Source organism: Limnohabitans sp. 2KL-3 (assembly GCF_001269405.1).
GTDB lineage: Bacteria > Pseudomonadota > Gammaproteobacteria > Burkholderiales > Burkholderiaceae_C > Limnohabitans_A.
On the sequence record NZ_CXON01000005.1, the window covers coordinates 46,961 to 68,573 of the forward strand.

The window sequence follows — 21,613 nt, forward strand, 5'->3', positions numbered from 1 at the left end:
GGGCTTCAATAAAAAAAACTGATCTCATGATTCGAATTCCCTTTTGGTTTTTGACTTGGCCTCGTCGGTACAAGCAAGCGGCAGTTGTGTGCGTCGATGCGGTTTTGTGCGCATTGGCTTTGTGGGGCGCAGTGTGTTTGCGACTGGATGAATGGGTGCCTTGGTCTTGGTCACTGTTGGCCTTGGCTCTTGGTTCGGTGGTTTTGGCCTTGCCTTGGTTTGTTGGCTTTGGTCTTTACCGCGCGATTTTTCGGTATTCGGGCATGAGTGCTTTCATGGCCATAGGCAAAGCAATCGGCATCTACACCATCTCGTTTGTGGTTTTGGTGGGGGTGTTGGGCGTGCACGGTGTGCCCCGTTCTGTGGCATTGATTCAACCCTTGTTGTTTTTGTGTTTGGTGGGGGGCAGCCGTGCTTGGGTGCGGCATTGGTTGGGGGGCTTAAGTCCGGAGGATCGGCGTCGCTTGGCTTTTGATCGTGTGCTGATTTTTGGGGCGGGATCTGCAGGTCGTCAATTGGCGGCAGTCTTGTCCAGCAGTGCACAACTGCGTGTTGTGGGTTATGTGGATGACGATGAAAGGTTGCATGGGCATGTGCTCAATGGGGTGCGCATTTATGCCCCAAATGAGTTGTCAGAGTTGGCCGAGTCTGGTTATGTGTCTTTGGTTTTAATGGCCATACCCTCGGTGTCAAGGACGCGGCGCAACGAGATTTTGGAACAATTGCGATCACTCAAAATCAAGGTGCGTACCTTGCCGGGTCTGGAGGACTTGGCACGCGGCTGTGTCGATGCTGCTGATGTGCGCGAGCTCGATGTCGAAGATTTGTTGGGCCGTGAACCCGTGCCGCCAAACCCTTTGATGTTGGCCAAAAAAATTCAGGGCAAGGTGGTGATGGTGACAGGGGCTGGGGGCTCAATTGGCTCAGAGCTGTGTCGCCAAATCATCAAATCATCGCCTTCTGTGTTGCTGTTGGTGGAGTTGACCGAGTTTGCGCTTTATTCCATTCATGCTGAACTAGAGCGTTTGCTCAAAGAGAAGGCTGACCATGGCATTGTGGTGGTGCCATTGCTTGGCAATGTGCGTGATGCCGTTCGGATGGGAGAAATTTTGGCGACCTGGAAGCCGCACACGCTGTACCATGCTGCGGCTTATAAGCATGTGCCTTTGGTAGAGCACAACCCGGCTGAAGGAGTCAAAAACAATGTGCACGGCACTTTGATGACGGCATTGCAGGCGGTTGTGCATGGGGTGAGTGATTTTGTTTTGGTGAGCACCGATAAAGCAGTTAGGCCCACCAACATCATGGGCACCAGCAAGCGTTTGGCCGAAATGGTGTTGCAAGCACAGGCTCAAGTGATGGCAGAGCGTCAAGGTCAGACACGTTTTAGCATGGTGCGTTTTGGCAATGTGTTGGGGTCTTCGGGGTCGGTGGTGCCTTTGTTTCGCAGGCAGATTGAAGAGGGTGGGCCAATCACTTTGACGGATGAGCGCATCACTCGTTATTTCATGACCATTCCGGAGGCCGCGCAGTTGGTGATTCAGGCTGGGGCCATGGCCAAGGGTGGCGATGTCTTTGTGCTGGACATGGGAGAGCCTGTCAAGATCATGGATTTGGCGAGTCGGATGGTGGCTTTGTCTGGCATGACGGTCAAGGACGAAGAAAATCCTGATGGTGACATTGAGATTCAAATTACCGGTTTGCGTCCTGGCGAAAAACTCTACGAAGAACTGTTGATTGGCGACAACCCTTTGCCGACGCTTCATCCTTTGATCATGAAGGCGCATGAAGATTTTTTACCGTGGGATCAACTCTTGAGCAAGTTGAATCTGTTGAACGATGCATTGGATTTAAACGATGTGCCACGGATTAGAGGCTTGCTGCAAAAGCTGGTGCCTGGTTATCAGCCGGATGGTGAAGTGGTGGATTGGGTTTGGAGAGAAAACGAACGACAAGCTGCATGAGTGGCTTAAGTGATGAACCATTGATGGATTCAAAGTACAAATTGAAAAATTATTGTGTGTGGGCTTGTATTGCGTTGGGGTCTGCCAGTCCGCTGCAGGCTCAAACACAAGCCAGTGTCCCTTACTCCCCAAGTTGGCAAGTTCGGCACCATCTGCAATGGTTGTCTGATCACGCGGGTTTACAGCTAACGACAAGCCATTGGCCTTTGCCAATGGCTGCTGTGGAACAGGCTATGTCGCATTTGTCGCGATCGCAACCGGATCAGATTGCCCAGCAGGTGGCGTGGTCCCGTTCAGAGGTGCTGCGTGAGTTGAATGATCGTCAAGAGGCCTGGCGTTTGCGTGCGCAGGTGCGTTCGCGTTCAGATGCGCTCAATGGTTTTGATGAGAACTACACGCCCGGAAGCAGTGTGCAAGTGGAGTCTGAAGCGTGGCGATTTGGAAGCCCAACTCAGAAGCTGACAGGGGCTCTGCGCCTGGGGGGGCGGGTTGAGGTGAGCCCTAATTCGCTGCAAACACAATTCAGTGGTCATGGTGCAGAGGGGCTTGTACAGTTTCGCCCCGACGGCAGTGCTGCGGTCTTGGGTTTTGACGGCTGGAATGTGCAGGCTTTGAGTCAGCGTTATTGGTGGGGACCTGGCTGGCAGAGCAGTTTGATCAATGGTCACAACAACCCTTCATGGACGGGTGTCGGTTTGCAGCGCGGCATTGGCAGCGAGTCTGAAAGTGCTTGGCTGAGCTGGATGGGGCCTTGGAATCTGGATGTTTTTTTTGCAAAGGCACAAGACCCTCAAGTGGTTACACAGCAGCCAAGCGGTTTTTTGTTTTCGGGCATGCGCTTGACCATGAAGCCCAAGCCTTGGCTGGAGCTGGGTTTTAGTCGAGGGGTTCAAACAGCAGGAGCTGGACGACCCAGTGGTGCAGCCAATTTGGTCAAGGCGATCTTGGGCCAACAGTTAAACAAAAGGGTTCAAGACACGTTTGTCGACAGCAGCAGCCAAATTGCAGGTTATGACGCTCGTTTGACATGTCCCGAATCCTGGGGTGGTTGGTTGGGCAGTTGTGCTGCATACACGCAATGGATGGGCGAAGACGCAGTTGGCAAGGTGCCTTTGCCTTACAAGTTCATGAGCATGTGGGGTTTTGAAAGTACTTTGCGTGAGGGCCGACACCGGGTGTTTGTAGAGTGGACCAATACCAATGATTACAGCTTGCCATGGGACACCAAGCAGTCCTATCCGGGGTATTTGAATTCTGTGTATTTACAGGGGTATACCCAAGGTGCACGCTGGGTGGGCAGCGCACAGGGTTCGGGCTCAAAGGTCATGACTTTGGGCTGGATGGATGCCGAGAATTTGCGTGTATTCAAGTTGCATACGGGGCAAATTCAAACCAGCTTGGGCGCATACGACCCCCGTGTGACTGCGCCGCATGGCCGTTTATTCAGCATGAGTGCTGCGCAAACCCTGGATTTCAAGTCCATGAATTTGACCCCTGAAGTGGCCTACACACGGTTGTCTCAAGGCATTGATCAAGGCGCCAATTTGCGCAAAGACTTGCGGATCAGCGTCATGATGGATGTGAAGTTTTGAGCCTCCGCGCCCCTCACACCCCACCCTGCGGATGGGTCGGGTCGATCCACAAAACGGTTTCGGGCTTTTCGACGGGCTCGATGTCCATGTTGACGGCCACGGCTTGGCCGTCGCTGCGGCACAAGACGCACTCAAGCGTTTCGTCGGCGCTGGCGTTGATCTCTTGGTGGGGCACGTAGGGCGGCACATAAATGAAGTCGCCAGGGCCGGCTTCTGCGGTGAATTCCAGGGCGTCGCCCCAGCGCATGCGGGCGCGGCCTTTGACCACATAGATCACACTTTCCAGAGGCCCGTGGTGGTGTGCGCCGGTTTTGGCATTGGGGTGGATGTGCACGGTGCCCGCCCAAAGTTTTTGAGCGCCCACGCGTGCAAAGTTGATGGCCGCTTTGCGGTCCATGCCCGGTGTGGAGGGCACATTGCCGTCCAACTGGTTGCCCGGCACCACGCGCACACCGTCGTGTTTCCAGTTGGTGCTGGTGGCCTCAGGGGCGGCTGAGTGATCATGGGGTTCGTGGGTTTGTGACATGGAAAGTGCCTTTGCAAAAAAGTTGGAATTGACTTTAGCAGGGTATGGGTCAACAGGTCATGGCCAGATCTTTTTTGTAGGTGCAGCGCCCCCACGATGTAGGAGCGGCGCCCTCGCCGCGATAGAGCCTTTCAGACCACTGCCCATCGCCCCGAGGGCGGGGCTCCCACAAAAGGCAGGTCGTCACCTGTAGGAGCGGCGCCCTCGCCGCGATCGAGCCTTGCAGACCACGACCCATCGCCCCGAGGGCGGGGCTCCCACAAAAGGCAGGCCTTCCCCCTGTAGGAGCGACGCCCCCGTCGCGATAGAGCCCCGCAGACCACTACCCATCGCCCCGAGGGCGGGGCTCCCACAAAAGGCAGGTCGTCACCTGTAGGAGCGGCGCCCTCGCCGCGATCGAGCCTTGCAGACCACGACCCATCGCCCCGAGGGCGGGGCTCCCACAAAAGGCAGGCCTTCCCCCTGTAGGAGCGACGCCCCCGCCGCGATCGAGCCTTGCAGACCACGACCCATCGCCCCGAGGGCGGGGCTCCCACAAAGGCAGGTCGTCACCTGTAGGAGCGGCGCCCCCGCCGCGATAAAGCCTCGCTCAATGGCTGTGCATGGCGCTGACCACTTGCACCGCCGACCCGGCGGCCAATGTGAAGCCCAGGCCCCCGTGCCCGGTGTTGAGGTAGAGGTTGGCTGGGCCGTTTTTTTGTCGGCCGAGCACGGGCAGACCGGTGGGGGTGGCCGGGCGCATGCCGGTCCAGGGGTGCAGGTCGGCAAAGCGCGAACAGTCGCCAAACAGGTCCCGGGTGTCGGTCAGCAGGCTGTTGATGCGTTCGGGGGGGATGTGCGTGTTGTGTCCGACCAACTCGACCATGCCGGCCACGCGCAGGCGTTCGCCCAAACGCGCAAACACGACTTTGCGGGCGCTGTCGGTGATGCTGACGTGGGGGGCCAGGCCGGGGCCATCCGTGTCCACCGTGATGCTGTAACCCTTGAGCGGGTAAATCGGCAAATGAATGCCCACTCGGGCGGCCAGACCTGGGGCGGTGTGGCCCGTGCACAGCACAAAGGCATCGGCTTGGATGTCTTGCCCCGAGGCCAATGACACGGCCTGCATTTGTTGGTCACGCACCAACAAGCGTTCAATGCGCTGACCCATGCACCATTGCACATCACGGGTCGACAAAATGCGCACCCATTCCTCACACAGTTTTTTGCAGTCTGCGGCGCATTCGCTGGGCGTGTAAATGCCGCCCGCAAACAGCTCGCGCCGGGGAGCCAAGGCGGGTTCGATGGCGCAGGCTTCGCTGGCCGACACCGCATGCTGGGGTGATCCGCCCAGCTGCTGCTGCAAAGCCAGTTGCTGGCGTGCCGCGTCAAAGGCTGTCGCTGAGCGAAACATCACCAGTTTGCCGCTGCTGGAAAAATCAAAGTTCAGTGTTTCTTGCTCGCGCCAGCCGTCCAGAGCGGCGCGGCTTTGGGCGGCCAAGCGCAGCAGTTGCGCCGTGGTGCTGTGCGACTGCGCGGTGTTGCAGGCCTTAAGAAAGCGCAGCAACCAGGCCCACTGCGCCGGGTCCCACTGGGGGCGGATCTTGAGGGCGGAGTCTGGGGACAGCATGAGCTTGGGCAGTTGTGCCCAGATGCCAGGGTCGGCCATGGGCTGCACGTAGTCGTAGCTCAGCTGTGCCCCATTGCCTCCGCTGGCCCCCGAGGCCGCTCCACCCTGGTCCACCACGGTGACGCGGTGGCCTTGTTGCGTGAGTTCGAAAGCGGTGCTCAGGCCGATGATTCCAGCACCCAGAACGCACACATGCATGAGACACCTTTGACAAAAACAGCCAGTTTAGCGCCTGCCTTATCAGGGTGATCGATATCAGCGTCAACCCTGATGCGGGCCTGTTTGGACCCAAAATGGGCACAAGTTGTGCTACACCCTAGGCTGTTGGTTTTTAACCTTCTTTCGTAATTCACACTCCAAGGAATGTCATGAAGCGTCGTCAACTGGTTTTGGTTTTGGGTTTGGCAGCGGCCATGGTCGCCCCGGTGCAAGCACAACAATTTTTCCGCATCGGCACGGGCGGCACAGCGGGCACGTATTACCCCGTGGGCGGCATGATCGCCAACGCGGTCAGCCAGCCCGGCAAAATCGTGGCCACGGCCCAGGCCACCAACGGCTCGGTGGCCAACGTCAACGGCGTGGCCGGTGGCGCTTTGGAGTCGGGTTTCTCTCAGTCGGACGTGGCCACCTGGGCTTACACCGGCACCGGCGTTTATGAGGGCAAGCCCAAGGTCACTGACCTGCGCATGATCGCCAACCTCTACCCCGAGAGCATCCACCTGGTGGTCAAAAAGGGCTCGGGCATCAAGTCGGTGTCTGACCTCAAAGGCAAGCGCGTGGCGCTCGACGAGCCAGGTTCTGGCACCTTGGTCAATGCCCGCATTGTGCTGGCCGCTTATGGCGTGAAGGAAAGCGACATCAAGCCCGAGTACATCAAGCCCAACCAAGCCGGTGACAAGCTCAAAGACGGCGCACTCGATGCCTTCTTCTTTGTGGGTGGTGCACCTGCGGGCGCCATTGCCGAATTGGCATCCAGCGGCACCGGCATCGAGTTGGTGCCTTTGGCCGGTCCTCAGGCCGATGCTTTGCGCAAGACCAACCCTTATCTGGCTGTGGACACGATCGCTGCAGGCACTTACAAGGACGTGCCCGCCGTGCAGACCATGGCCATGGGCGCCCAGTGGGTGACCAGTGCCAAGGCCGACGCGGAAACCGTGTACCAAATCACCAAGGCCTTGTATGGCAAAGCCGCTCAGGACACCCTGGCTGCTGGCCACGCCAAAGGCAAGTTCATCACCAAAGAGAACGCGGTCAAGGGTGTGGGCATTCCTTTCCACCCCGGTGCCGAGCGCTTCTACAAAGAAGCCGGTCTGCTCAAGTGATGCAGGGCGCACCGAGCCTGGTGCAGGCGCGGTGCCCTTGCTGTGATCGACCCTCGCAAATCTCCACCGATCGCCCCGGGGGCGGGGCTCCCACAAGGTGGCAGGTGTATTGATTTTGCAGGTGCCCACCCCGTGGGCGATGATGTTTGAACAGGGCGCCATGGCGCCCTGTGTGTTGTGAACAAGGCCCACGAGGGCCTTGTGTTGTGAAGGACAGGTATGGCCGAAGCCCTTGAGCGCAATGTGCGCAATTTGCAAGAACTCGAAGAAAAGTTCGACCCCGAAATGCGCTTTCGGCCGACGCTGCCACCCGCGACGGTGATCGTGAAATGGCTGCTCATCATCTTGTCGGGTTTCCACTTTTACACGGCCGGTTTTGGTCTGCTGCGCGAGACCACCCACCGGGGTGTTCATTTGGCCTTTGTGCTGGGGCTGATTTTTTTGGTGTTTGCGGCGACCAAGTCAGACGCCAGCAGCACCGTGTCCAAAAGCCGCCTGAGCATTGGCGGGGTGCCACTGATCGACTGGCTGCTGGGCCTGGCCTGCGCGGCCAGCGTGATGTACATCCCCTATGTGTTTGACGACTTGGCGTTTCGGGTGGGCAACCCGGACACGATGGACGTGGTCATGGGCTCGGTCCTGTTTGTCACCTTGCTCGAGGCCACCCGCCGCTCCATGGGCTGGCCCTTGCCTTTGATTGCGCTGGGCTTCACGGCCTATGCCTTGACCGGGCCGTATTTCCCGGGTTTGCTCAAGCACGCGGGCGCGAGCTGGAGCCAGATGATCAACCACCAATACCTGACGAGCCAAGGCATTTATGGCGTGGCGGTGGGCGTGGTGGCGACTTATGTTTTTCACTTTGTGCTGTTTGGTGTGTTGGCCACGCGCATTGGTTTGGGGCAGTTGTTTTTGGACATTGCCTCCACCGTGGCCGGGCGTTATGCCGGTGGCCCGGCCAAGGTCAGTGTGTTTGGTTCGGCCATGTTCGGCACGCTCAGCGGTTCTTCGGTGGCCAATGCGGTCACGGTGGGTTCGCTCACCATCCCGGCCATGATCCGGGTGGGCTACCGACGTGAGTTTGCGGGCGCGGTCGAGGCCGCATCGTCCACAGGCGGGCAGATCACGCCGCCTGTGTTGGGTGCGGCGGCATTTTTGATGGTCGAGTTTTTGAACGTGTCCTACCAGACCATCATCGCGGCGGCCATCGTGCCGGCCTTCATGCATTTCTTTGGTGTGTTCATGCAGGTGCACTTCGAGGCCAAGCGCTACGGCTTGCGCGGCCTGACCGAAGAAGAAATGCCCAAACTGCGCGAGTCCTTCAAGCAGCGCTGGCCCACCTTGATTCCACTGGCCCTGCTGATCGCCATTTTGGTGTCGGGCCGCACGCCTTATTTGGCGGCGTTCACCGGCATCACGTCTTGCATGATCGTCGGCTTGAGCACCACGGTGTGGGGCAACCGCAGCAGCAACTGGCTCATGCTGGTGGTGCTGCATGTGTTGCTGGCGCTGGTGGCGTTTGTGGACTGGGGCAGCGACGGCGAGACCATCAAGCTGGGCTTTTTGGCGCTGGGCGTGGCCCTGATTTGGGCTGGGCAAAAGTGGTTGGGTGTGGTGGGTCGCATTGACAACGCCGTGCTGCTGGAGGCCTTTGAAACCGGGGCCAAGTACGCGCTGGCGGTGGGCGCTGCGGCGGCCACGGTGGGCATTGTGATTGGCGTGGTCACACTCACAGGCGTGGGCTTCAAGATCAGCTTCATCATCACCGGCTGGGCGCAGATGATCTCGGCTTTCTTGATGGACTGGTTGCCTGCCTTCATGGCCGACAGCAAGTCCTTGACCCTGCTGGCGGCGCTGTTCATGACGGGCATCGTCTGCATCTTGATGGGCTGCGGCATCCCGACCACGGCCAACTACATCATCATGGTCACGGTGGCCGCACCCACCTTGGTGCAGCTGGGCGTAGAGCCTTTGGTGGCCCACTTCTTTGTGTTTTATTACGGCGTGTTGGCCGACATCACGCCGCCGGTGGCGCTGGCCGCTTATGCGGCAGCGGGCATGGCCGGTGGTGACCCGTTCAAAACCGGCAACATGGCGTTCCGTCTGGGCCTGGCCAAGGTGCTGGTGCCCTTTGTGTTTGTGTTCTCGCCTTCTTTGCTGCTGGTGGCCAAGGGCTTCACCTGGGCCGACTTTGCCATCACCTTCACCGGTTGTGTACTGGGCATCCTGGCGCTGGCTGCGGCGCTCAGTGGTTACCTGATGACCGTGATGAAGGGTTGGGAACGTGCGCTGTGCGCCATCGGTGCCCTGTGCCTGATTGCGCCGGGCCTGAAAATCAGTTTGCTGGGGTTGGTTTTGATGCTGCCAGTGCTGGTTTACCAGTGGGTCCACCGGGACCGTTGACCTAAAAATGCGGGGCCCTCACAAAATGCGGGGCTCCCACAAAACGCGGGGCCCTCACAAAATGCGGGGCCGTCCCCTTGTAGGAGCGACGCCCTCGTCGCGATCACCCTCGCAGACCACCAACAATCGCCCCGAGGGCGGGGCTCCCACAAAATGCAGGGCTCCCACAAAATGCGGGGCCTCCCACACAACGCGGGGCCGTCCCCTTGTAGGAGCGACGCCCCCGTCGCGATCACCCTCGCAGACCACCAAGAATCGCCCCGAGGGCGGGGCTCCCACAAAATGCAGGGCTCCCACACAACGCGGGGCCCTCACAAAATGCGGGGCCGTCCCCTTGTAGGAGCGACGCCCTCGTCGCGATCACCCTCGCAGACCACCAACAATCGCCCCGAGGGCGGGGCTCCCACAAAATGCTGGGCTCCCACAAAACGCGGGGCCTCCCACACAACGCGGGGCACTGGCTTTACATGCGCTCAAAAATGGCCGCGATGCCCTGACCGCCGCCGATGCACATGGTGACCAAGGCGTAGCGGCCGTTTACCCGCTGCAACTCGTACAGTGCTTTCACGGTGATCAGTGCACCGGTCGCGCCAATGGGGTGACCCAGCGAAATGCCCGAGCCGTTGGGGTTGACCTTGGCGGGGTCCAGGCCCAGCTCGCGGGTCACAGCGCAGGCTTGCGCGGCAAAGGCTTCGTTGGCTTCGATCACGTCCAGGTCGTTCACCGTGAGGCCGGTTTTCTTGAGCACGGCTTGTGTGGCCGAGATGGGGCCCACGCCCATGATTTTGGGGTCCAGACCGGTGTGGGCGTAACCCACCAGGCGGGCCATGGGCTTGGCCCCACGAGCCTTGGCGGCACCGGCTTCCATCAGCACCACGGCGGCGGCGGCATCGTTGATGCCCGAGGCGTTGCCAGCGGTCACGGTGCCGTTTTCTTTCACGAACACGGGCTTGAGTTTGGCCATGTCTTCGAGCTTGCAGCCAGGGCGGAAATGCTCGTCGGTGGCGTAGGCCACTTCGCCTTTTTTGCTTTTCAGCATGACCGGCATGATCTGGTCTTTGAAGCGGCCCTCTGTTGTGGCGCGTTCAGCACGGTTGTGGCTTTCCAGCGCCAATGCGTCCTGCATCTCGCGGGTGATGCCGTATTTGGCGGCGACGTTTTCCGCCGTCACGCCCATGTGGATGTTGTGGAAGGGGTCGTGCAGAGCGCCGATCATCATGTCGATCATCTTGGTGTCGCCCATGCGTGCGCCAAAGCGGGTGGCCAGACTGGCATAAGGGGCGCGGCTCATGTTTTCTGCGCCGCCGCCAATGGCGATGTCGCAGTCGCCCAGCATGATGGACTGGCTGGCGCTGACGATGGCTTGCAGGCCCGAGCCGCACAGGCGGTTCACGTTGAACGCGGGCGTGCCCTCGGCGCAGCCGCCGTTGATGGCGGCCACGCGCGACAAATACATGTCTTTGGGTTCGGTGTTGACCACATGGCCAAACACCACATGGCCGACGTCTTGACCTTCGGTGCCTGCACGGGACAGGGCTTCGCGCACGACTTGTGCGGCCAGCTCGGTGGGTGCGATGTCCTTCAGGCTGCCGCCAAAGGTACCAATGGCGGTGCGCACACCGCTGACAACAACAACTTCACGGCTCATGGGAATGTCTCCAGAATTAAAAAAATCAACAGAAGGATTGATGACCCAAACAGTGTCGGGGTCAATGGCTACAAGGGACTGACAAGCTGGGCCAATGGGGTCTGTGTGGATGATTTTTGTCACGCCCTCGCCGCGAGGGTGCCTTGCAGACCACCCAGAATCGCCCCGAGGGCGGGGCTCCTACAAAACTCGGGGGCCATCCCCTTGTAGGTGTGACGCCCCCGTCGCGCTCACCCTCGCAGACCACCCAGAATCGCCCCGAGGGCGGGGCTCCTACAAAATGCGGGGGCCATCCCCTTGTAGGAGCGACGCCCCCGTCGCGATCACCCTCGCAGACCACGACCCATCGCCCCGAGGGCGGGGCTCCTACAAAATGCAGGGGCCTTCCCCTTGTAGGAGCGACGCCCCCGTCGCGATCACCCTCGCAGACCACGACCCATCGCCCCGAGGGCGGGGCTCCTACAAAACTCGGGGGCCATCCCCTTGTAGGAGCGACGCCCCCGTCGCGATCACCCTTGCAGACCACCCAGAATCGCCCCGAGGGCGGGGCTCCTACAAAATGCGGGGGCCATCCTCTTGTAGGATCGACGCCCCCGTCGCGATCACCCTCGCAGACCACGACCCATCGCCCCGAGGGCGAGGCTCCTACAAAATGCGGCATTCGCCATTGGGCGGCTTTCACACTGACGCACAGGCCATGACATGCCTTTGACTTCAAACTTGACGGGGCCAGATGCACAGCGCTGTGCATCAGCCACGCACATCGGCCACGGCTTGCTCGCCAAAGTCGGGGCGGGCCAAGAAAGCCAGCACCTGCGCGGCCGCTTGTGGGGCGCTGCTGAGTTGCCCATTGGCCTTGAGTTGCAAAAACTTGGCTTGGTCAGGAAAGGCCTCGCCTGCCGCACCGCGCATCTGCACTTGCATGTCGGTGTCAATGACCCCGGGGGCCAGCGAGCAGACACGGGCCCCGTGCTCTTGCAGGGCTTCGTCCAAGGCCATGCAGCGTGTGAAATGGTCCATGCCGGCCTTGGCCGCGCAGTAGCCGGCCTGTGAGGCCATGGGGTAACGCCCCAAACCCGATGAAATATTGAGCACTTTGCGAGGCAAAGTCCAAGACCTTGTGGCCCCCAAAAATGCGGTGCACAAGGCCATGGGCGCTTCCAGCCCCACCCGCAAGGCCCAGGCCAGATCGGCAGGCTGGGACTGGCTTACGGGCAAGATGGGGGGAATCACCCCGGCATTGTTGATCAGGCTGACACTGGCCAAGTCATCGGGGTTTTGGCCTGCAAGCCAGTCACTCAGGCGGGCTGCTGCCCCAGTGCCGTCGGCCAAATCGTGGGTCCACTGGGTCAGGGGCACCGCGGCTTTTTGGGCGGCACTCTCCAAGGCGGGGTTGGCGTTGCGCGAGATGCACAACAAAGCATGGCCAGCTTGCAGCAATTGCTCGGCCATGGCCAAGCCCATGCCCCGGGATGCGCCAGTGAGGATGTAAAGGTGGTGTTTCATGCCGGGCATGTTAGGGCCAAGCCGCCACTTGCGCAAAGCCGCGCAGCACCCCTGAGTCATGTGGAAGACAGCTGCATCGGCATCGCTGCCTTGGCCGCAGGAGCGACGCACTCGCTGCGATAAAGCCTCGCAGACCACCCCCCATCGCCAAGGGGCGGGGCTCCCACAACAAGCCAATGGCAGGTCTGCTCCAGCGGCGCTCCATGAAATGCGTTCCATGATTGGGTATGCTCAAGCCTTGATTCATTTTTAATATTTTTGAGCTCTAAGGTATGAAAAAAATTCAAAGAGCCAAGGCTGCATCAGCCAAAAGCAAGGCCACAGCCACGCTGAATCGCCAACTGTCCGATTTGGGGCAGCGCTTTGTGCAGTTGTCGGCCCAAGGCGACTTTGCAGCAGCTTTGGAGGTCAACGCACAAGCCCGCCAGCTCATGCCCTTGCACCCTCAAATTTTGGGCGATGCGGCGTTTTGCCATTTGCGCTTGGGCGACCGCGAGCAAGCCCGCAGCATTTACCTGCAAGCCTGCCCACTGGCCCCCGAAGACGTGAACCTGTGGGACGGCTTGACCGAAACCTGCGGCCACCTGGGCCTGATGGACGATGTGCGCCAGTACGGCTTGCGCAGCCTGTCGCTCAAGGATCAAAAAACCCATGGCCAGCCTGTTCGGGCGCTGCCCGCCCAAGTGCCTGCACCAGGCCAGGATGCCCGCCGCCAGGTGATCGCCTTCAGTTTGTTTGGCGATCAGCCACGCTACTGTGAAACCGCCAAATTGAACGTCATGGTGGCCCAGCAACTCTTGCCCCACTGGACCTGCCGCTTTTATGTGGACGACACCGTCCCCTTGGCCGTGCGCCAATCGCTGCGGTCCATGGGGGCGCAGCTGGTCGAGGTGTCAGAGCGCGATCGCCAAGAACTCAGTGGCCTCATGTGGCGATTTTTGGTGATGGAGGACGAAGGCGTTGACCGCTTTTTGATCCGCGATGCCGATTCCTTGATTTCAAAGCGAGAGGTGGCTGCCATTGAGGCTTGGCTGCGCAGCGATCGGCATTTCCATTTGATGCGCGATTATTTTTCTCACACCGAACTGTTGCTGGCCGGCATGTGGGGTGGTTGCGGCGGGGTGTTGGGCCCGTTGCGCCAGCAAATGGTGGATTACATGAAACAAGGGCAGTACTTGGGTCTGCGGGTGGTGGACCAGCATTTCTTACGCCAATGCATTTGGCCCACCGTGCGACAAAGTTTGCTCTCACACGATCCGGTTTTTGGCTTCATGGACGGGCAGGATTTTCCGCCCCACCCAGCCCAAGACCTGGGCGACGCCTTTCATGTGGGCAGCAATTTGTCGAGCACCAGCATCGGCGCGAGCACCGACCTGCCGCAAGGCCAGTCGGTGACCTGGAAAATTGTGGATGCCCAGCAAACCACCATTTGCCAATATGCCAGCCCGGTCCACCAAGGCCAGTGGCGAGCCGATATTCCCGGCCCTTACGCCCAAATGCTGACCCAAGGGGTGTGGCGCGTGGAGGTGGTGCGCTGATCGGCTTTCATGAGCCTTGTGCCGCGCGGATGCGGTTGACTTGCAAAGGGGTGACCTCTGGGGCCTGGTTGCCCCATTGGGTGCGCAGGTGCGTCAGCACGGCGGCGATCTCGCGGTCTTCGAGTTCGAGCACGGCCGGGGGCATGCCAAACGGACGAGGGTGCAAGGCCGTGGCCGGGCCGTAGCCGCCGTAAAGCACCAATTGCACCAGGTTGGTCGGATCGTTCATGCGCACGGCACGGTTGCCCGCCAAGGCCGGATAGGCCACCTCGCCGTTGGAGGTGTTCAGGCCTTCACCTTTTTCGCCGTGACAGGCCAGGCAATGCCGTTCGTAGGTTTTTTGGCCCAGCTGCGCCATTTGCAAACCCACTCGGGCGGGGGCGGGGGGCTGCGTTGGGCGCTGGGGTGAAGATTGCGCAGCCGATTGCAAATACAGCGCCATGGCGTGCAAATCGGACTCGCTCAGGTGCTGCAGGCTGTGTTGCACCACTTCGCCCATGGGTCCGCTGGTTTGTGCGGTGTTGGATGCGCCCGTGCGCAGCAGGCGCACGATCTCGGGCAGGGGTGTGCTGGCCAAGCCGGTTTCGGCGTCGCGTGTCAGGTCGGGGGCGTACCAGTTGACCACCGGCATCAGCCCGCCAGACAAGTCATGGACCGCACCGCTGGCACCCAAGGCGTTGCGCGGGCTGTGGCAGGCGGCGCAGTGGCCCAGGCCTTGCACCAAATACGCCCCCCGGTTCCATTCGGCGCTCTGGGTCTTGTCGGCCTGAAACGGGCTGGGCTCAAAAAACAGGCTGCGCCACACGGCCAGTGCGGGTTGCGTGCCCAAGGGCCAGATCAAGGTGTGGGCCGGCTGGGCTTGCACCACCGGGGTTTGCGTTTGCAGCCAGGCAAACATCGCGTCACTGTCTTCGCGGCTCACAACGCTGGTGTGGTTGTAGGGGAAAGCCGGGGCCAGCAAGCGCCCGCCTTTGGATCGGCCGTGGTGCATGGCTTGCCAGAAGTCATACGCCGTCCAACGGCCCAAACCAGTTTCGGGGTCGGGCGTGAGGTTGCTGCTGTAGACGCCGCCAAACGGTGTCTCGATGCGGCGTCCGCCGGCCAGCGGCACCGAGCCTCTGGCGGTGTGGCAAGCCATGCAGTTGCCCGCCAAAGCCAGGTAACGGCCTTGTTCGATTTGGGCTTCGTTGCTGCGCGTGCTGGCAGGTGTGGGGGCTGTGGGTGCTTTTGGGTCCCACAACATATCGCCCCAGTTGTCCCAGACCACCGCCAAGGCCAGCACCAGCAGACTGAGCAGTGTGACCCCAGCCAGGCGTTTGACGGGGTGCATGTCCATCAGGAATCGTTTCATGGCTGGCCTTTCTGGGCAGGCTTGGCCGCGAGTTGGGGGGGAAGCGCCGATGGGGCCGCAAGGGGTGTCGACAACTCTGGTGCGCTGCCGCAGCGCAGGTCCTCGGGCAAAGCGGGTCCAGGCGGTACACGCTCGGCGGGACGGGTGTCAGCCGGCAGTGGCTGGCGGGCCAGCCAACTCGACACCGCGATCAAGTCCGGGGCCGGGATGCGTTTGACCACCTCGGCCATGCAGTCGTGGGCGTGGGCGCGGCGCTGCCCGGTTTGCCAGGCCCCCAGCTGCGCATTCAGGTAGTCCAGCGGCAGGCCCAGCAAGCCGGGCACATTGGGTTGCACACCCGTCAGGCGCACACCGTGGCACTGGGTGCAGGCGGGCAGGCCGCGTGCGGCATCGCCCTGGGTCACCAGTTGCTGGCCCTTGGCCAGGCGTTCGGGGGCAATGGTGTTGTTGGCTGTTGGGCTCGGGTAGGGCAGTTTCAGTTCGGCAAAGTACTGCGCCATCTCGCCCAAATAGGCATCGCTCAAGGGGTCCACCAAGCGGGCCATGAGCTCGTAATGGCGACGGCCTTGTGCGAAATTGCGCAGTTGGTTGTGCAGGTAACCGGCAGGTTTGCCCGCCAGGCGGGGGTAATACCCATCGGGCCCGGCGCGGCCTTGGTCGCCGTGGCAAGCGGTGCAGGCACGGGTGCGCTCGGCCATGCTGTCGATCACACGCACGGGGGTCTGTGCCGTGGCCCAAGGGCTGGCCAAGCTGCTTGCGGTCACCACAAGAGCCGCCCAGACAACAGGCCATGGGCGCAAGCGCTGGGGTGTTGTGGGGGATGTGCCGTTGGCTGGACGCTTGAATCTTGCTAAAAGAGGGGAATTCTGTGGGCTGGGAAAGGTCGGCATCCTTGGAAGATAACCGAAGCGGCGACAATGTCGGGTTTTGCGCCAAAGTCTTCTGGCTTTGTTGCTTTGTTTTTCATTTGAAGTTTTAGCCATGTCCGATATCCAAGTCCGATTTGCCACCCTCCAGGATGCGCCCGCCGTTGCCGCACTGCATGTGAGCGCCTGCCGCGCCGCCTACGCTGGGCAAGTGCCCGATGCCCATTGGGACGCCACCCCCATGCCCAAGCGCGTGTCGTTTTGGAAAGAAGCCATTGAATACGGCGAGCCCCAAGTCGTGGTGGCCACGGTGGGCCGCGAGGTGGTGGGTTTTGTGGGCTTTGACCGCTCGCGTGACCCCAAGTCCAAAAACACCACGGGGGAAATTTGGGCCATTTACGCCGCACCCGACCGCATCGGCCAGGGCATTGGCCTGGCCTTGTGGGACGCGGCCCGCGAAGGCCTGCAAGACGAAGACTGCACCGATGTCACGGTCTGGCTACCCCTGTTGCATGAAAAAACCCTGCGCTTTCATGATCTGGCCGGTTTCAAGCGCGAGATGAACACCGCCCGCACCGTGCCCCTGGGCGGTGTCAAAGTCGAAGAAGTGCGTCTCAAGCGCAAATTGAACTGAACGGCACGCCATGCACATCATGTTGGCCCCGATGGAGGGCTTGCTCGACCACACCTTGCGTGATGTGCTGACCCGCGTGGGCGGGGTCGATGCCTGCGTGTCCGAGTTCATTCGGGTCACCAACACCGTCTTGCCTCGCCGCGCCTTTGTTCGGGTGGCCCCTGAGTTGCTCAACCAAAGCCGCACGCCAGCCGGGGTGCTGGTGAAAGTGCAATTGCTCGGTTCCGACCCGATTTGCCTGGCCGACAATGCGGCTGCGTTGGCCGAGCTGGGCCCTGCCGGAATTGACCTGAACTTTGGCTGCCCCGCCAAAACCGTGAACCAGCACCGGGGTGGGGCGGTGTTGCTCGATGAGCCCGAACTGGTGGGGCAAATCGTGGCGGCCGTGCGCCGCGCGGTGCCTGCACACATTCCGGTGTCGGCCAAGATGCGACTGGGCTACAACGATGACCGCCGCGCCGAAGACTGTGCCCAAGCCATCGAGGCGGCAGGGGCCAGCGAACTGGTGGTGCACGCCCGCACCAAGGCCCATGGTTACCGCCCACCCGCTTACTGGGACCGCATTGCCGACTTGCGCCAGCATGTGCGCTTGCCCCTGGTGGCCAATGGCGAAATCTGGACGGTGGCCGACGCCTTGCGTTGCAGCGAAGTGACGGGCTGTGACCGCATCATGATCGGGCGGGGCATGGTGACCGACCCGGGGCTGGCATTGGCCATTGCGGCCCAAGTGCAAACAGGTCAGAGCCTGGGCCCCGGACAAGGGGTGGCCTGGAGCCGGATGCTGGCGCTGATGCAGGTGTTTTGGGTGGGCATTGGCCTGCGTGTGGCCACCCGCCACCGGGCGGGACGGCTCAAGCAGTGGTTGAACTACATGCGGCGCGTCTACCCACAAGCCCAGCAGGCTTTTGACACTCTGCGTTTGGTGCACGACGCCAGCGAAATTGAGCGATGGCTGCAGCAGCAAACGCTGCCGGCAGCACTGGACCGGGAACCACTCGAGCGGGCACCGGTTCAGTCGATGGGGTGAAGCCTCAGGTGGTTGGCCACTTCGGTGCGCAGGGTTTCGAGTTGAGGCGCCAACAGGCTGTAGGCCGCCCGCAGTTCACTGGCCTCGGCGTGTTTGCTCATGGCCTCGACCTTGACCACATGCTCGACCAGACCGTCGACACAAAACACGGGGGTGAAACCCTTGAGTTGGTGCAGGATGCGGTTGGCACCGTACACATCGTCCTTGTCCAGTGACTCTTGCAAAAGGGGCAGGTCATCGCTGAGCGTTTGGTGCAGTGTTTTGAGCAGGGACAACACACCATTGGCGTCGCCAATGAACTCCATGGCCCGGTCAACGGACAAATAAATGGGCGGTTCAGAGTTGCTCATGCGGCAAGCTTACAAGTGAATACAAAAATCACGTTACTAAATGCAACGCACCAGCCTCTATTCTAGTCAAGCAAAGCGCTCAGTCCGCGTTCAGGTTCGAAACGTTTGTTTTTAAATAGCAAGCGGCTGGGGCCGGGAAAGGCGGGCGTCTGGACCGAGTGCCGGGGATCACCCGGGTAGCAAATGGTGCGGATGCCCTCATTGTCAAAAGGTTCGGGTTGCACCACAGGCGGTTTTCTTTGCCGCGCCTCGTCCAGAACACTTTGGACATGGGGATGTCGGTGCAGGTGCACCAAACTCATGATCTGGGGTGGGGCCAATTCGATTTCACGGTTCCAATAGCGCAGCAGCGCATCGCCAGGCCTGATCCACAGGGTTTCGGTGGTCTCGTGGTTGTCGTGTTCGGCCACTTGGTCGTCCGGCACGCGGGTCACAAAAAACCGGGTGTCAAACCGTTTGTTGGTGACCGAGGCTTGCTGGGGCGTGATCCAGCGGCACCAAGGCAGCAGGTGTTCGGTGTTGAGCGGCACCGCTTGACTGGCAAAAGCCTCGTGCCAGCTTTGCCCACTGGCCAAAGCCTGTTGCAATGCCTGAGTGCCGGCTTGGGCGACTTGGCCACAGCCGAGCAGCACACGGCACTCTTCATAGGCCTCGCGCATGGCGGCCACAAACAAACCGGCCGCACGCTCTGCGGCCAAATCGGGCTCATGCAGGCGGGCATGCAAAGTCTCATGGTCCTGACTCAAGCGCTGCAACCAGGTGGGGCTCTGGTCTTGTGCATCGAGTTTGCCGCCTGGAAAAACATACACACCGCCCAGCACGTTCGATGCCTGGTGCCTGCGCATCAACAGCACTTGCAGGCCGTCCTGGCCGTCGCGCAGCATGACCACGGTGGCAGCGTCCAGTGGGGGGGCGGTCAAAAATTCGGTGTTCAGTTCCATGGAGATGTCAATCGTGTAACAGCCAGCGTCACAGCGCTGGTTTAAAGTCAGCAGCACAAGATGTCTGACAAGCTGAAGACTCAGGTTAGCAGATGAACCCGGACAGGCCTGTCGCCTGTTCACCGAAGTTGTTTCTTTTTTCTCAACACCACACACAAGGACAGGCCATGGGCATGAATTTCACAGGACGCGTTGCCATTGTCACGGGCGCAGGCGGTGGCTTGGGCAAACAACACGCTTTGGCCTTGGCCGCACGCGGCGCCAAGGTGCTGGTCAACGACCTGGGCGGCAATGTGCATGGTGAAGGCACCAGCGTCTCGGCCGCACAGGCCGTGGTCGATGAAATCCGCGCAGCCGGGGGCGAGGCCTTGGCCAATGGCGCATCGGTCACGGATTTTGAGGCCGTCCAAGCCATGGTGCAGCAGGCCGTTGATGCCTGGGGCCGGGTGGACATTTTGGTCAACAACGCTGGCATTTTGCGGGACAAAAGTTTTGCCAAGATGTCGCTGGACGATTTCAAGCTGGTCATGGACGTGCACGTCATGGGGGCCGTGCACTGCACCAAGGCTGTCTGGCCCCTGATGCAGGCACAAAACCACGGGCGGGTGATCATGACCACTTCTTCCAGCGGTTTGTATGGCAACTTTGGACAAGCCAATTACGGCGCCGCCAAAATGGCTTTGGCGGGCCTGATGCAAACGCTGTCCATTGAGGGTGAAAAGCACAACATCCGGGTCAACTGCCTGGCCCCGACGGCCGCCACCCGCATGACCGAAGGCCTGATGCCCGAGGCGGTGCTCAAGGCGCTCGACCCCAGTGCGGTGGTGCCCGCCATGTTGGTCATGGCCAGTGACGATGCCCCCAACCGCACCATCATCTGCGCTGGTGCTGGCAGTTTTGAGGTGGCCCACATCACCTTGACCCAAGGTGTGCATTTGGGCACGGGTCCCGACACGGCCGAACGATTGGCTGCCGCCATGCACGCCCTGACCGATCGACAAGGCGAAACGGTGCCCCGCGCAGGCTCAGAGCAAGGCACGCTGGAAGTGAGCAAGGCGCTTCAGGCCCATGCCACTTAAGGGGGGGCTCGGCTCGGGCTGGGGTGTCTCAAGTGGCTGCGCTGCCACTTGGGACTGAAAATTGCATAGACTTTTTATACCATTTCTAAAAATTTTAATTATCTAAAATATGTAAAATAAAATCCTTGTAATTGGGGATTTTTGTGATTTTAATCGACATGTTTGTTTATGTATTGAAAATTCCTTACCGAATGGGCAAAGGAATTGCTCGGAGTTCTGTCGCTTTATTGACGCGACAACCCCTGCGGTACCAACCACATCACTATATTTGCAAAAACTGTGGTACGGCCAATGTGTTTCAACCTTGGACTCTGGGCAAAGAAGGCTGGGTCAAATGTCCACATTGCCGTCAAATCAACAAAATGCCTTATGGCAGCAACCCCAAACAGGCCATGCTGGCTTTGTTCACTGTGGGCAGTTTGCTGCTGCTGCCCTGGTTGATTTGGACTTGGTTGTCAAAATACAATAACACTTTGTTGTTCTGAATTTCGGTTTTTTTGTCAATGCCATTCCGGGTTGGTCATGACACCCATCAAAAAAGCCTTTAACCAAGCAGGGTTCAAGGTATCACTGGAAATTTGAATCGCTGGATTCAATGTATGCTGAATTTTCGACTGCAAATCCTGAGTATCGGTCATGAAAATGACCGACAAGGATTTGGGTAATCCTTCGATGAAATTTTGCAATTCAACAACAGTGGCAATTTGTTGATCCACTGTCATATGGGTTTTCATGATCAATATGTCAGGAATTTTGTGTGAAAAAGACAAATAAGCTTCAGAAATTGTTTGTCCAATATTAAAATCAATCAACTCCTGCCATTGAGTGGTGCTGTTTTTCAGTGATTTCAGCACCAATGCATCATCCACCATGAAACTGATCGAGGGCAGGGATCTGGTTTCTGAAGCGGAATAAATCGGTTTTTTGAGTTTATTTTGGTACTTTCGAATGGATTCCATGTCAATTCGGCGATGCCCGCCCGGGGTTTTCCAGGCCAACAACTCTTGTTGATCCACCAGATTTTTGACCAAGGTGATGGATAAACCCAGCATTTGTGCAGCTTTGGCGGTACCAATCGCGTAAGCTTCGAGTCTTTTGGTCCCCTTGCTCTTCGTGTCAGGATGTTTTCCTATTAACATTTTATAATTATCTTTCAGTTCGATTGAGTACTTTAAACAATTTCTATTTTTTATAATATGTTGGCATCATGAAAAAATCAACAATATCTTTCCATACAAAGTGAATGTTTATTGGGTTGCT

18 protein-coding genes are annotated in these 21,613 nt (G+C 59.6%); 9 read left to right on the forward strand and 9 right to left on the reverse strand.

Annotated features, from left to right (window positions below):
• The first annotated feature begins 26 nt into the window (after positions 1 to 26).
• Both AMM41_RS08765 and AMM41_RS08770 read left to right on the forward strand, forming a co-directional pair.
• Positions 27 to 1,964, forward strand: coding sequence for a polysaccharide biosynthesis protein (locus AMM41_RS08765; RefSeq protein WP_089956469.1), 1,938 nt, complete (start codon positions 27 to 29; stop codon positions 1,962 to 1,964).
• A gap of 233 nt (positions 1,965 to 2,197) precedes the next feature.
• Positions 2,198 to 3,556, forward strand: a complete 1,359-nt coding sequence (locus tag AMM41_RS08770) for a capsule assembly Wzi family protein (protein ID WP_194944680.1) — start codon at positions 2,198 to 2,200, stop codon at positions 3,554 to 3,556.
• A gap of 13 nt (positions 3,557 to 3,569) precedes the next feature.
• Here the strand turns inward: AMM41_RS08770 and AMM41_RS08775 are convergent, their stop codons facing one another.
• Positions 3,570 to 4,082, reverse strand: a complete 513-nt coding sequence (locus AMM41_RS08775) for a cupin domain-containing protein (protein ID WP_089956472.1) — start codon at positions 4,080 to 4,082, stop codon at positions 3,570 to 3,572.
• Between the two features lie 589 nt (positions 4,083 to 4,671).
• Positions 4,672 to 5,889, reverse strand: coding sequence for a D-amino acid dehydrogenase (locus tag AMM41_RS08780; RefSeq protein ID WP_089956474.1), 1,218 nt, complete (start codon positions 5,887 to 5,889; stop codon positions 4,672 to 4,674).
• Between the two features lie 170 nt (positions 5,890 to 6,059).
• Between AMM41_RS08780 and AMM41_RS08785 the strand changes: the two genes are divergently transcribed.
• Together AMM41_RS08785 and AMM41_RS08790 are read left to right on the forward strand one after the other, a co-directional pair.
• On the forward strand, positions 6,060 to 7,013 hold the full coding sequence (locus AMM41_RS08785) for a TAXI family TRAP transporter solute-binding subunit (protein WP_089956475.1): 954 nt from the start codon (positions 6,060 to 6,062) through the stop codon (positions 7,011 to 7,013).
• 219 nt (positions 7,014 to 7,232) lie between these two features.
• The gene (locus tag AMM41_RS08790) at positions 7,233 to 9,413 is read left to right on the forward strand and encodes a TRAP transporter permease (protein WP_089956477.1); all 2,181 of its coding nucleotides are present in this window, start codon (positions 7,233 to 7,235) and stop codon (positions 9,411 to 9,413) included.
• 463 nt (positions 9,414 to 9,876) lie between these two features.
• Here AMM41_RS08790 and bktB read toward each other — a convergent pair whose 3' ends face one another.
• On the reverse strand, positions 9,877 to 11,061 hold the full coding sequence (gene bktB / locus AMM41_RS08795) for a beta-ketothiolase BktB (protein WP_089956478.1): 1,185 nt from the start codon (positions 11,059 to 11,061) through the stop codon (positions 9,877 to 9,879).
• Positions 11,062 to 11,811: 750 nt separating this feature from the next.
• On the reverse strand, positions 11,812 to 12,567 hold the full coding sequence (locus AMM41_RS08800; protein WP_194944681.1) for an SDR family NAD(P)-dependent oxidoreductase: 756 nt from the start codon (positions 12,565 to 12,567) through the stop codon (positions 11,812 to 11,814).
• Positions 12,568 to 12,839: 272 nt separating this feature from the next.
• Here AMM41_RS08800 and AMM41_RS08805 point away from each other — a divergent pair, with 272 nt between their 5' ends.
• A complete protein-coding gene (locus AMM41_RS08805; protein ID WP_089956482.1) occupies positions 12,840 to 14,105 on the forward strand; it encodes a tetratricopeptide repeat protein in 1,266 nt (421 codons plus the stop codon).
• A 7-nt stretch (positions 14,106 to 14,112) separates the two neighbouring features.
• Here the strand turns inward: AMM41_RS08805 and AMM41_RS08810 are convergent, their stop codons facing one another.
• A complete protein-coding gene (locus AMM41_RS08810; RefSeq protein WP_228769178.1) occupies positions 14,113 to 15,456 on the reverse strand; it encodes a c-type cytochrome in 1,344 nt (447 codons plus the stop codon).
• Positions 15,453 to 16,220: a cytochrome c gene (locus tag AMM41_RS08815; protein WP_368664967.1), complete on the reverse strand. Its 768-nt coding sequence runs from the start codon at positions 16,218 to 16,220 to the stop codon at positions 15,453 to 15,455. The genes AMM41_RS08810 and AMM41_RS08815 overlap by 4 nt, the downstream gene beginning before the upstream one ends.
• Positions 16,221 to 16,437: 217 nt before the next feature.
• Between AMM41_RS08815 and AMM41_RS08820 the strand changes: the two genes are divergently transcribed.
• Entirely contained in the window at positions 16,438 to 16,956 is a 519-nt protein-coding gene (locus AMM41_RS08820) for a GNAT family N-acetyltransferase (protein ID WP_089956483.1), read from the forward strand.
• Positions 16,957 to 16,966: 10 nt separating this feature from the next.
• Positions 16,967 to 17,983 carry a tRNA dihydrouridine synthase gene (locus AMM41_RS08825; RefSeq protein WP_228769179.1) on the forward strand — a complete coding sequence of 339 codons (1,017 nt, stop codon included), beginning with the start codon at positions 16,967 to 16,969 and terminating at the stop codon, positions 17,981 to 17,983.
• Here the strand turns inward: AMM41_RS08825 and AMM41_RS08830 are convergent.
• Together AMM41_RS08830 and AMM41_RS08835 are read right to left on the reverse strand one after the other, a co-directional pair.
• Positions 17,968 to 18,333, reverse strand: a complete 366-nt coding sequence (locus AMM41_RS08830) for an Hpt domain-containing protein (protein ID WP_228769180.1) — start codon at positions 18,331 to 18,333, stop codon at positions 17,968 to 17,970. The genes AMM41_RS08825 and AMM41_RS08830 overlap by 16 nt on opposite strands.
• 62 nt (positions 18,334 to 18,395) lie before the next feature.
• Positions 18,396 to 19,274, reverse strand: coding sequence for an NUDIX hydrolase (locus AMM41_RS08835; protein WP_089956485.1), 879 nt, complete (start codon positions 19,272 to 19,274; stop codon positions 18,396 to 18,398).
• Positions 19,275 to 19,441: 167 nt separating this feature from the next.
• Between AMM41_RS08835 and AMM41_RS08840 the strand changes: the two genes are divergently transcribed.
• A complete protein-coding gene (locus tag AMM41_RS08840) occupies positions 19,442 to 20,353 on the forward strand; it encodes an SDR family NAD(P)-dependent oxidoreductase (protein ID WP_089956487.1) in 912 nt (303 codons plus the stop codon).
• A gap of 143 nt (positions 20,354 to 20,496) precedes the next feature.
• The gene (locus AMM41_RS08845; RefSeq protein WP_194944682.1) at positions 20,497 to 20,838 is read left to right on the forward strand and encodes a zinc ribbon domain-containing protein; all 342 of its coding nucleotides are present in this window, start codon (positions 20,497 to 20,499) and stop codon (positions 20,836 to 20,838) included.
• Positions 20,839 to 20,853: 15 nt separating this feature from the next.
• Here AMM41_RS08845 and AMM41_RS08850 read toward each other — a convergent pair whose 3' ends face one another.
• Positions 20,854 to 21,492, reverse strand: a complete 639-nt coding sequence (locus tag AMM41_RS08850; RefSeq protein WP_194944683.1) for a helix-turn-helix domain-containing protein — start codon at positions 21,490 to 21,492, stop codon at positions 20,854 to 20,856.
• Positions 21,493 to 21,613 lie beyond the last annotated feature (121 nt).

Excerpts from the sequence above, each read along its gene's own strand:
- AMM41_RS08765 (WP_089956469.1), top strand. The coding sequence starts at position 27 with ATGATTCGAATTCCCTTTTGGTTTTTGACTTGGCCTCGTCGGTACAAG.
- AMM41_RS08770 (WP_194944680.1), top strand. The coding sequence starts at position 2,198 with ATGTCGCATTTGTCGCGATCGCAACCGGATCAGATTGCCCAGCAGGTG.
- AMM41_RS08775 (WP_089956472.1), bottom strand. The coding sequence starts at position 4,082 with ATGTCACAAACCCACGAACCCCATGATCACTCAGCCGCCCCTGAGGCC.
- AMM41_RS08780 (WP_089956474.1), bottom strand. The coding sequence starts at position 5,889 with ATGCATGTGTGCGTTCTGGGTGCTGGAATCATCGGCCTGAGCACCGCT.
- AMM41_RS08785 (WP_089956475.1), top strand. The coding sequence starts at position 6,060 with ATGAAGCGTCGTCAACTGGTTTTGGTTTTGGGTTTGGCAGCGGCCATG.
- AMM41_RS08790 (WP_089956477.1), top strand. The coding sequence starts at position 7,233 with ATGGCCGAAGCCCTTGAGCGCAATGTGCGCAATTTGCAAGAACTCGAA.
- bktB (WP_089956478.1), bottom strand. The coding sequence starts at position 11,061 with ATGAGCCGTGAAGTTGTTGTTGTCAGCGGTGTGCGCACCGCCATTGGT.
- AMM41_RS08800 (WP_194944681.1), bottom strand. The coding sequence starts at position 12,567 with ATGAAACACCACCTTTACATCCTCACTGGCGCATCCCGGGGCATGGGC.
- AMM41_RS08805 (WP_089956482.1), top strand. The coding sequence starts at position 12,840 with ATGAAAAAAATTCAAAGAGCCAAGGCTGCATCAGCCAAAAGCAAGGCC.
- AMM41_RS08810 (WP_228769178.1), bottom strand. The coding sequence starts at position 15,456 with ATGAAACGATTCCTGATGGACATGCACCCCGTCAAACGCCTGGCTGGG.
- AMM41_RS08820 (WP_089956483.1), top strand. The coding sequence starts at position 16,438 with ATGTCCGATATCCAAGTCCGATTTGCCACCCTCCAGGATGCGCCCGCC.
- AMM41_RS08825 (WP_228769179.1), top strand. The coding sequence starts at position 16,967 with ATGCACATCATGTTGGCCCCGATGGAGGGCTTGCTCGACCACACCTTG.
- AMM41_RS08830 (WP_228769180.1), bottom strand. The coding sequence starts at position 18,333 with ATGAGCAACTCTGAACCGCCCATTTATTTGTCCGTTGACCGGGCCATG.
- AMM41_RS08835 (WP_089956485.1), bottom strand. The coding sequence starts at position 19,274 with ATGGAACTGAACACCGAATTTTTGACCGCCCCCCCACTGGACGCTGCC.
- AMM41_RS08840 (WP_089956487.1), top strand. The coding sequence starts at position 19,442 with ATGGGCATGAATTTCACAGGACGCGTTGCCATTGTCACGGGCGCAGGC.
- AMM41_RS08850 (WP_194944683.1), bottom strand. The coding sequence starts at position 21,492 with ATGTTAATAGGAAAACATCCTGACACGAAGAGCAAGGGGACCAAAAGA.